This window comes from Coleofasciculus sp. B1-GNL1-01 (assembly GCF_040220235.1).
Taxonomy (GTDB): domain Bacteria; phylum Cyanobacteriota; class Cyanobacteriia; order Cyanobacteriales; family Coleofasciculaceae; genus Coleofasciculus.
Genome location: NZ_JAVJTO010000156.1, coordinates 1 through 1,769 on the forward strand (window position 1 = coordinate 1; position 1,769 = coordinate 1,769).

The following is a 1,769-nucleotide window of genomic DNA, read 5'->3' on the forward strand; positions in this document are numbered from 1 at the left end:
GCGCTGTTGCGGGGAGAGATGTCGCGAGTTCTAAGTGTGCTACAGGAGGGACTTGGTTCGCCAGAGCATCAGGATATGTGGAGGAATTATCGAGAGCGTCGCTCCAGTAACCGTTAAACTGAAGTTCCCCCAGCCAAAACAATGGAACCTGTCTCACTGGGCGGCTTGGCGCGATTTTTCAGCCGCCTAACCTCCCCCGGACGCGATCGCACTAGACAAAACAATTTCAAGCGGTTAGCATCAAATTATCAAATAATTTATTGAAAATATCATGCTTAGCCTGAGTGACATCCATCCTCTCTCGGAATTTCAGCGGGGTGCTAAAGCCTTCCTCGCAAGGCTCAAAGAAACTAAAGCACCAATGGTTCTTACGGTTAATGGTAAAGCGGCGGCAGTTGTTCAAGATGCTGAAAGCTATCAGCAACTTCTTGATCGAATTGAGTTGCTTGAGTCTATGGCGGGCATCCGAAAGAGTATTGAGGAGTTTGATCAAGGAAAAGGTATGCCTTTAAAGGAAGCATTTCAGCAGCTTCAGGAAAAATATGGTCTACCCGATTGAAATCTCTCCCACGGCAGTGGCAGATATAGAACGTATTTTTCTTTGGATAAAAGGGGATTCACCAGAACGAGCTTATCGCTGGGTCAGAGGATGTTATGAAATTATGTTGACACTAGAAAATTTTCCGAGACGTTGCTCACTAGCTCTCGAAAGTAAGTATATGGGAATTGAGGTGCGTCAACTTCTCTATAAAAAGCAGTTCTATATTTTATTCACTGTAAGTGAAGTCGTCGGGGAACAGGAAGGAATTGTACAAATTCATCGTGTTCGCCGTGCTTCTCAACAGAGGCTCCAAAGTATAGATCAACTCTTAGGTGATGATCCAGAAGTGTAACGCCCCCTTATCGATTGCTTTGGTGCATTAAGCTGTCGAACCCCAAAATCAATTTCTGAAGATTTTAGGTATTTTATACAATGGGAAAATGTGTTGTCCTATAGACCCCAACCAACCATGACTGTAGTGAACTGACACAGCTAAAATTGTGGAATAGATTTTACTTAAAATGGGCGCACGTCGGTGCGCCCCTACAATGCTAATCCACCAATTAAGGTGTGCCACGCCGCCATCGTGGGTTAGGCGGTATTAAATTTAGGCAATGAACCATTCAATAATAAATCCGCCGTAACCCACCAAGTTACCATTGAATCCGGGTTAAAAAAAGATTCGGGTTCCTCAAGAAAATTAATGGATTTGCCCGTAGTATGGGCAAGGGGAAACGAACAAGGATGAAATTTGGTCAGATGGGAGCCTTCCCTGGACGCGATCGCACCCGTTAGGGATGAGCCAAAACACCTGGGGTCAGGTAGGGGCGATCGCGAATTAGTGAGGATGACTATGTTGAAGGAGCGCCAGAGCTAATTGGGGAAATTGCCGCCAGTAGTGCGTCTTACGATCTCCATGATAAGTTACGGGCTTATCGGCGCAATGGGGTGCGAGAGTATTTGGTGTGGTTGGTGCAGGATAGAGCGTTTCGCTGGTACATTTTGGAGCAGGGGGAGTATCGACAGCAGCAATCGGATTCGTTGGGGATGTTGAGTAGTCCCTTTTTTCCGGGGTTACGGTTGGATGTGCAGGCGCTGTTGCGGGGAGAGATGTCGCGAGTTCTAAGTGTGCTACAGGAGGGACTTGGTTCGCCAGAGCATCAGGATATGTGGAGGAATTATCGAGAGCGTCGCTCCAGTAACCGTTAAACTGAAGTTCCCCCAGCCA

Annotated in this window: 2 protein-coding genes and 1 pseudogene; all 3 read left to right on the forward strand. The window is 46.8% G+C overall.

Features of this window, described 5'->3' with window-relative positions; genetic code table 11:
• Positions 1-271 precede the first annotated feature (271 nt).
• The gene (locus tag RID53_RS33705) at positions 272-559 is read left to right on the forward strand and encodes a type II toxin-antitoxin system Phd/YefM family antitoxin (protein ID WP_446363407.1); all 288 of its coding nucleotides are present in this window, start codon (positions 272-274) and stop codon (positions 557-559) included.
• On the forward strand, positions 543-893 hold the full coding sequence (locus tag RID53_RS33710) for a type II toxin-antitoxin system RelE/ParE family toxin (RefSeq protein WP_446392243.1): 351 nt from the start codon (positions 543-545) through the stop codon (positions 891-893). Before RID53_RS33705 ends, RID53_RS33710 begins: the two co-directional genes overlap by 17 nt.
• A gap of 473 nt (positions 894-1,366) precedes the next feature.
• Positions 1,367-1,750, forward strand: a pseudogene (locus tag RID53_RS33715) (Uma2 family endonuclease); the annotation flags it as partial.
• Positions 1,751-1,769 lie beyond the last annotated feature (19 nt).

What these genes read in the sequence shown, in the direction of transcription:
- RID53_RS33705 (WP_446363407.1), top strand. Translation starts at nt 272, where the DNA reads ATGCTTAGCCTGAGTGACATCCATCCTCTCTCGGAATTTCAGCGGGGT.
- RID53_RS33710 (WP_446392243.1), top strand. Translation starts at nt 543, where the DNA reads ATGGTCTACCCGATTGAAATCTCTCCCACGGCAGTGGCAGATATAGAA.